Origin of the sequence: Caloramator proteoclasticus DSM 10124 (assembly GCF_900129265.1) — a bacterium.
GTDB lineage: Bacteria > Bacillota > Clostridia > Clostridiales > Caloramatoraceae > Thermobrachium > Thermobrachium proteoclasticum.
Genome location: NZ_FQVG01000032.1, coordinates 23,850 through 31,833, shown reverse-complemented (window position 1 = coordinate 31,833; position 7,984 = coordinate 23,850). Strand labels below are relative to the sequence as shown.

9 protein-coding genes are annotated in these 7,984 nt (G+C 33.8%); all 9 read right to left on the bottom strand.

Going from position 1 to position 7,984, the window contains the following annotated elements; all coding sequences use genetic code 11:
* Positions 1-347 precede the first annotated feature (347 nt).
* Positions 348-1,277 carry a quinate 5-dehydrogenase gene (locus tag BUB63_RS08365; protein WP_073249036.1) on the bottom strand — a complete coding sequence of 310 codons (930 nt, stop codon included), beginning with the start codon at positions 1,275-1,277 and terminating at the stop codon, positions 348-350.
* 10 nt (positions 1,278-1,287) lie between these two features.
* Positions 1,288-1,812, bottom strand: coding sequence for a transcriptional regulator (locus tag BUB63_RS08360; protein WP_027309046.1), 525 nt, complete (start codon positions 1,810-1,812; stop codon positions 1,288-1,290).
* Positions 1,813-1,896: 84 nt separating this feature from the next.
* Positions 1,897-2,859, bottom strand: a complete 963-nt coding sequence (gene dusB, locus BUB63_RS08355) for a tRNA dihydrouridine synthase DusB (RefSeq protein ID WP_073249034.1) — start codon at positions 2,857-2,859, stop codon at positions 1,897-1,899.
* Positions 2,860-2,863: 4 nt separating this feature from the next.
* Positions 2,864-3,640: a type III pantothenate kinase gene (locus BUB63_RS08350; protein WP_027309048.1), complete on the bottom strand. Its 777-nt coding sequence runs from the start codon at positions 3,638-3,640 to the stop codon at positions 2,864-2,866.
* 93 nt (positions 3,641-3,733) lie between these two features.
* Positions 3,734-4,882 (bottom strand): sodium ion-translocating decarboxylase subunit beta, encoded by a 1,149-nt coding sequence (locus BUB63_RS08345; RefSeq protein ID WP_073249032.1) that lies wholly within the window; start codon positions 4,880-4,882, stop codon positions 3,734-3,736.
* Positions 4,883-4,896: 14 nt separating this feature from the next.
* On the bottom strand, positions 4,897-5,229 hold the full coding sequence (locus tag BUB63_RS08340; protein WP_027309050.1) for a biotin/lipoyl-containing protein: 333 nt from the start codon (positions 5,227-5,229) through the stop codon (positions 4,897-4,899).
* A 13-nt stretch (positions 5,230-5,242) separates the two neighbouring features.
* The gene (locus BUB63_RS08335; protein ID WP_084106653.1) at positions 5,243-5,596 is read right to left on the bottom strand and encodes an OadG family protein; all 354 of its coding nucleotides are present in this window, start codon (positions 5,594-5,596) and stop codon (positions 5,243-5,245) included.
* A 148-nt stretch (positions 5,597-5,744) separates the two neighbouring features.
* Complete coding sequence (locus tag BUB63_RS08330) at positions 5,745-6,146, bottom strand: thioesterase family protein (protein WP_073249030.1); 402 nt, start codon at positions 6,144-6,146, stop codon at positions 5,745-5,747.
* 11 nt (positions 6,147-6,157) lie between these two features.
* The gene (ftsH, locus tag BUB63_RS08325) at positions 6,158-7,975 is read right to left on the bottom strand and encodes an ATP-dependent zinc metalloprotease FtsH (RefSeq protein WP_073249028.1); all 1,818 of its coding nucleotides are present in this window, start codon (positions 7,973-7,975) and stop codon (positions 6,158-6,160) included.
* Positions 7,976-7,984 lie beyond the last annotated feature (9 nt).

Sequence of the window (7,984 nt, the reverse complement as noted above, 5' to 3'; positions counted from 1 at the left end):
CTATAAATGAAATAGTTGAAGTTTCAATTTGAGGATTTATTCTTCCATCTTTTAACCCCTTGATTTTTTCTCCAAGATGGTATACCTTAGAGAAGTAGGTGAGCATTTGTTTTAAATAACGCTTGTTCATCTCAAAACATCCTTTCTATTGGGTTTGTAGCAAAATTCATTATAGAAAGGATGTTTTCATTTTTAAACCCTAAATTTTTTCCAGTAAAAATCGGAATTTACATATTTCAATTATTATTCATCTAAACCATTACATATCAAGGGGCTACGCCCTATTTATTTTTTAATCTGCGAAACTTCTGTTAGGCATTATGTCTCAAATTCAAAATTTTCATAATTTATTCTGCTATTTCCTGCTTAGCTACATCTTGTTTTAAAACTACAACCCTTGGTTTAAAACCTAATTTATCAAGCATTAAGTTATAATCATCACTTGTTATTTCATTCTGAGGTTTATTTATCAATGTAACCAATACTGCCTCTAAAACATTTGTACCAAAGGATCTTCCTTTAAATTCAGGTGTTGTCGTAATCAACATATATGCTCCTCTTTTCCTTAATTCTTCCACATCTTCCTTTGTAACAGTATTAGTTATAATAACCTTTTCTCTTAAATCCTTAGGCATATATTTTTTAATGAACAGAAAATCTCCAGCTATTATTTCAGCTTCGTTGAAGTACTTTTCAAATTTTTCAACATTAACTTCCTGTTCTTTTCCTGTTGGGTACAATTTTTCAAAGGGCATTCTACAAGCAATAGGAAGAATAATGTCTGCTGCTGTTTGGAAAACTCTATAGCTTCTTATAGGTATAGGTATATTAAGTGCAAAAATCACATCTCCAAAGGTTATATCTGCACCGTATTTATGAAGTGCATCTGCCATACCAAATCTATCAGTAGCACTAACCATAAGTACCTTTTTATCTTTTAGCGAAAAAACATTTTCATTTATGTATTTTATTACCCTTCTCTCTAAAGTATTTTTTAGGCCTGAGCCATCAACAATTGGAGTTTTTTTTGCAGCCTCCATCATAGGTATTGCATCTTTAATTACATACCTTTTGCTTGCATTATATAAATATAAATCTATTCCCCCCATACCAAAGGCATCAACTTCACCGTCTAATTCACTTATAAGTTCTATAGCCTTTTGTTTATCCCCATCAGTTCCTATTCTTTGAACTATAAATTTTTCACCAAGAAGCTCAACCTCAGCTGTATGATTTCTTGAAGATGCTCCCAAACTTACAGAAACAACTTTTTTCATAAATATCCCCCTATTCTATTATTGTTTTTATAATGTCTAAAACCTTTTGCGGCTCAACATATATATCATTTTTTAAGGGTGAATCACCAATTTCTATTGTATATACGTGACTATCTAATAACTTTGATAGGATTTTTGTTCTAACATTAGAACCAATAATAATACAATGTTTATATTTTCTAACATCTGATATTATCTTAAGTACACTTTCAAGAAGTTCTTTACCACCCTGTTTTTTTATAAAATTCTGCCTTTCCTCTTCATTCATAAGAAGTATGTACTCAACATTAAAAGCCTTTAAAACCTCTGAAATTTCTTCTTTGTTTTTTATAGGGAAGCCAATAACGGCTATATCTCCTCCCTTACGAACTTCTCCAATGCTCTCAAGCCTTGATATAAAACTTCTATCAACATCAAGTATTTTTGCAACCTCCTGTTGAGAGTACCCTTTCCCCCTAAGTTCTATTATTTCTTCAATTTTTTTATTTATTCTTGAAACACTAATTGTTTTATCACCTATTCTTACAAAATCCATATCATACCTCCTGGTGCACAATTTGTGCTCAATTACATTTTATACCTTTTAACATTACATTTCAATATAAAAAAGGACTATAATTTATATAGTCCCCTTGTAACTCTCAAGAAGCTTAATAATCTCCTCTTTAGCTTCAATCCTATTAACCATATCCCTAATTACCGTCGCATTCTTTAAACCCTTTAAATACCAAGCAATGTGTTTTCTCATCTCTATTACACCACGTTGTCCTTTAAACTCATACATCATCTCAAGATGTCTTATTGCAAGTTCAATCTTTTCTTGAGGATTTGGATCATCTAAAATTATACCCTCCTTAAGATAGGTAACAACCTTTTTAAATATCCACGGATTGCCTAATGCCCCACGTCCAATCATTATAGCATCACAGTTTGTATGCTCTAATAATCTTTTTGCATCTTGACAAGTCACCACGTCTCCATTGCCTATAACCGGTATGTTAACACTCTCTTTAACTTTTTTTATTATATCCCAATCTGCCTTTCCCTCATACATTTGGCTTCTTGTTCTTCCGTGTATAGCAATAGCACTAACTCCACAATCCTCAAGCATTTTAGCAAATTCCACTGCATTTACACTGTTTTCATCCCAACCTTTTCGTATTTTAACAGTGACGGGTTTTTTAGATTTTTCAACAACTTTTTTTACAATCCTCTTAGCAAGTTCTGGTTCCTTCATAAGGTACGAACCCTCTTTATTCTTCACTATCTTAGGTGCAGGACATCCCATATTTATATCTATAAATGCTACTTCTTCTTTTTCACTTATTTTTTCTGCCATAAACCCCATTATATCAGCGTCTGAACCAAATATCTGAACAACTGCTGGTGCTTCCCTGCTATCAATGTCTAACATAAACTCTGTTCTTTGACTTCCATAATATAAACCCTTTGAACTTACCATCTCTGTATAAACAAGTCCAGCACCATATTCTTTGCATAGAACTCTAAATGCCTTATCTGTCACTCCAGCCATTGGTGCTAAAAAAACATTGTTTTCTGGAACAAAATTTCCTATGTTCATATAATCACCTGTTCTTTTCGTATATTATTCTCAATCCCTCTAATGTTAGATATGGATTTATCTCATCGATTGTTTTACTTTCAGTTGCAATTAATTTCGCAAGCCCTCCCGTTGCAACTACATAAGGTGTTTCCTCCTTTAGCTCCCTCATCTCCTCCTTCATCTTTGTAACAATATTGTCTACAAGTCCAGCATATCCATATATAATACCTGACTGCATACTTTGTACAGTATTTTTACATATAACTGTAGGAGGTTTAATAAGTTCTATTCTTGGGAGTTTAGCTGCTCTTTCAAAGAGTGCATCGCTTGCAATCTTTATTCCTGGTGTTATTGCACCACCATAATAATCTCCATTTTTGCCAACAGCACAGAATGTTGTTGCAGTTCCAAAGTCAACTATTATTAAAGGTCTTTTATATATATCGTGAGCAGCAACAGCATTTACTATTCTATCTGCTCCAACTTCCTTTGGATTATCATATTTTATGTTTATACCTGTTTTTATTCCTGGTCCAACTACAAGTGGTTCTACTTTAAAGTATTTTCTTATCATATGTTCTAAAGAATACATAATATTTGGAACAACAGAAGAAACAACTACTGCGTCTATATCTTTATAGTCTAACCCAGCCTTTTCAAATAGATTTATCACAACAATCCCATATTCATCAGCAGTTCTTTGTGTGGTAGTTGCTATTCTCCAATCGATAACAAGCTTTTTGTCTTGATAAACACCTAATACTATATTAGTATTACCTACATCAAAAACTAATAACATATTTACGCACTCCTTACTCATATTTAACACATCATTTACATTGTAGCAACTTATTTTATAAAATTCAACAAAAATAAGAGGTCCTTAGACCTCTTATCTTCCAAATAGAGTGAGAAGTACACCTGCTGCAACAGCAGTACCTATAACTCCTGCAACATTAGGCCCCATAGCGTGCATTAGAAGAAAATTTGATGGATTCTCTTTTTGTCCAACAACCTGAGACACCCTTGCTGCCATAGGAACAGCTGAAACTCCTGCAGAACCTATAAGTGGATTTACCTTTCCCTTAGTTACTTTATACATAAGCTTACCAAGCAAAACTCCACCTGCTGTACTAAAGGAGAAGGCTACAAGTCCTAATGCAGTGATTGCAATTGTTTCAAAGTTTAAAAAGCTCTTTGCATTTGCAGTAGCCCCAACTGTAACACCTAAAAATATTGTAATTATGTTAATCATAGCATTTTGAGCCGTATCGGACAGTCTATTTACTACTCCACTTTCTCTAAATAGGTTACCAAGCATAAGCATTCCAATTAATGGTGCAACAGACGGTAAAAGAAGCGATACCAATATAGTAACAACTATTGGGAATATAATTTTCTCAGCCTTTGAAACCTTTCTTAGCTGATCCATCTTTACCATTCTTTCCTCTTTAGTTGTAAGCAACTTCATTATAGGTGGTTGAATCAGAGGAACAAGTGCCATATATGAATATGAGGCAACCGCAATAGCACTCAATCTATGAGGTGCAAGCTTAGAGGCTAAATAAATTGATGTAGGGCCATCGGCTCCTCCAATAATACCAATTGATGCCGCCTCCTCTGGAGTAAACCCTAATAAAAGTGCTACTAAAAAGGCCATAAACACACCAAATTGAGCAGCCGCACCAAGTATTATGCTGGACGGATTTGCAATAAGTGGTCCAAAATCCGTCATAGCTCCAACACCTAAAAATATTAGTGGTGGATAAATTTCCTTTTCAACTCCTTGATAAAGGTACCAAAGAAGTCCACCCATATGTCCATCCTTTGGTGCATCCATTATACCTGTTATAGGCAAGTTTGCCAAAAGCATACCAAAGGATATCGGAAGTAATAATAAAGGTTCAAATTGTTTTACAATTGCCAAATAGATTAAAACCAAAGAAACCAAAATCATTATAAACTGACCCCACGTCATATATAAAAAACCAGATGTCTTAATTATATCCTTAAATGCATTTAACATCATATCCAAGAACATATAACTTCCCCCTACTATTTATATTTTGCAAGTATCTCATCAGTAGATACACTATTTCCCTTGCTAACTAAAACTTCAGTTATAACTCCATCTTCTCCTGCCATTATTTCATTCTCCATCTTCATTGCCTCTAATATAAAAAGCACATCTCCCTTTTTAAACTTGTCTCCAACTTTTACTTTAACATCCAAAATTGTACCTGGCATTGGTGCCTTTACATCTTTGTCGTGGGATGAAACAGCAGTCTCCTTTTTTGCTTCTATCACACTTGTTTGCTCCTTTTTTGACACTTCTTCAACCTCAACCTCGAATTTCTTACCATTTATAGTTACTATATACTTTTTCATACAAATCCTCCCATCATCTATTTATTAATTTTATACTTTTAATTTTGACTTCATTTAAAGGCCTTCTTAACTCGTGTGCTATTACAGCTAAAATAGCTGCTGCTTCCTCATCATTTAGTTCTGCTTCTAACTTAAGTTCTCCACATACACTACCTGTTGTTTGTGTTGCAATAAATTCATCCTTTAGAACAGGTGCCTCACTCTTATTATCCACCTCATCACTTTTATGACTGTTTAAATTCATTTTTTCTACAAATAGTGAAATAATCTTAATCACATAGCCAAGGAATATTAAAACTACAAAAACTATTAGCATTGCTGTAATTGTAGTATTTATTCCTAAAAGCAGCCTATCTCCTAAGTTCAACTCATTCCCCTCCCTATTATATATTTATTATTTATTTTACCACATTGTTATTCAAATTTTAATATATTTTGCAATAAAAATTTCATATTTTTTAAAATTTTAAATCATACTATGTATCTAAGGATAATTAAAAAAGGAAGAGTAAAAGTTACTCTTCCTTTTTTAATTTACTATTTACTTTATTTAAAAACTTATTCATATCTACTATAAATCTCTCGTGTGTTCCTTCCCCGATTTTTTCAACCTCATCAAAGGCTTCTACTTTAAATACAATCTTTTTACCTTCTACAGCAACAATCTCAGCCTCTGCTCTAACCTTCATACCAATAGGTGTTGCAGCAAGATGCTTAATATTTAAACTTATTCCAACAGTTGAATAACCTTCCTCTAAAAACTCATCTAAGCATTCCTTTGCTGCACACTCCATTAGCCCTACCATAGCAGGAGTAGAATAAACATCCACCCCTCCACTTGCATAGTTTATAGCAGAATCCTTAGATTCAGATATTCTTTCAACTATATGTTTCTTTCCAACCTTAATCTCCTTCACCTTAGTCACCCCTATGCTTCATTAAAAATTGATTCAAATTCATCAGCTTCAAGTTTTTCTTTTTCAAGTAGTGCTTCAGCAACTTTATGAAGCTTATTCATATTTTCCTTTAATAAATTTTCTGCTCTTTCGTATGCTTCGTGAATTATATTCTTAATTTCTTTATCAATTAAAGCTGCAACTTCTTCACTGTAGTTTCTTGATTTTGCAAAGTCACGTCCTAAGAATACCTCTTCGTGTCCTGAACCAAATTCAATAGGACCTAAAACATCGCTCATTCCATATTCTGTTACCATCTTTCTTGCTATGTTTGTTGCTCTTTCAATATCATTTTTTGCACCTGTGCTTATATCATTTAAAACAAGCTTTTCTGCAACCCTTCCACCAAGTAATCCAACAATTTCTTCTATTAATTCTGTCTTTGAAGCATAGTGTTTATCCTCTTCTGGAAGTGCAAGTGTATATCCTCCTGCTCTTCCTCTTGGTATTATACTTATTTGATGAACAGGTGCTGCATTTGGTAAAAGCTTCATAACTACAGCGTGACCTGCTTCGTGATAAGCCGTAAGTCTTCTTTCCTTTTCGCTCATTACTCTGCTCTTTTTTTCTGGTCCTGCGATAACTCTTGTTATAGCCTCTTCTAATTCTTCCATTCCAATTAACTTTTTATTTTTTCTAACTGTTAATAACGCCGCTTCATTCATCAAGTTCTCAAGGTCTGCACCAGAAAAACCTGGAGTTCTCTTTGCTATTATCTTTAAATCTACATTTTCATCAAGAGGCTTATTTCTTGCGTGAACCTTTAATATTTCTTCTCTACCCTTTACATCTGGAGCATTTACAACTATTTGTCTATCAAATCTACCAGGTCTAAGTAATGCTGGGTCTAATATATCTGGTCTATTTGTTGCTGCAATTACAATTATTCCTTCATTTGTTCCAAACCCATCCATTTCAACAAGGAGTTGATTTAGAGTTTGTTCTCTTTCATCGTGTCCACCACCAAGACCTGCACCTCTTTGTCTACCAACAGCATCAATTTCATCTATAAACACTATGCAAGGAGCATTTTTCTTTGCAGTATCAAATAGGTCTCTTACTCTTGATGCACCAACACCAACAAACATTTCAACAAAGTCTGAACCACTTATACTAAAGAAAGGTACTCCTGCTTCACCTGCAACTGCCTTTGCAAGAAGTGTTTTACCTGTTCCTGGAGGACCTACTAGTAACACACCCTTTGGAATTCTTGCACCAAGCTCTATATATTTTCTTGGCTGTTTTAAGAAATCAACCACTTCTTCAAGTTCCTGCTTTTCTTCGTCAGCTCCCGCAACATCATTAAATGTTACCTTCTTCTTATCATTATTAACAAGCTTTGCTCGGCTTTTTCCAAAGTTCATTACTCCTTTGCCGCCGCCTCCCTGTGATTGTTGAATAAATATAAACCATACAACACCAAGCATAATAAGCATTAATATATTTGGTATTGCTGATACCCAAACTGGAAATTTAGTTGGAGGTATAAATTCCAAATCTATTTTTGTAGAATGAGTTTTATTATACTCATCAACCTTTTCTTGTAATTTTTCAGCTGAGTTTATATTAACCTTAAATTGTGTCTTATCTAAAAGTTCACCTGATGCTTCGCCTGTATCTACGTCAACTATAATCTTTTTAACCTTTCCTTCACTTATGGCAGTATCAAGCTTTGTATATGTGAACTGCTCCTTTTTTGTCGTTGGATTGCCAAAATAAGTTACTGCTACAAAAAAAGCTAATATAATAAGTATCCAATCACTTGCACTTTTTAGAAATGAATTCTTCAACTTAAGCCC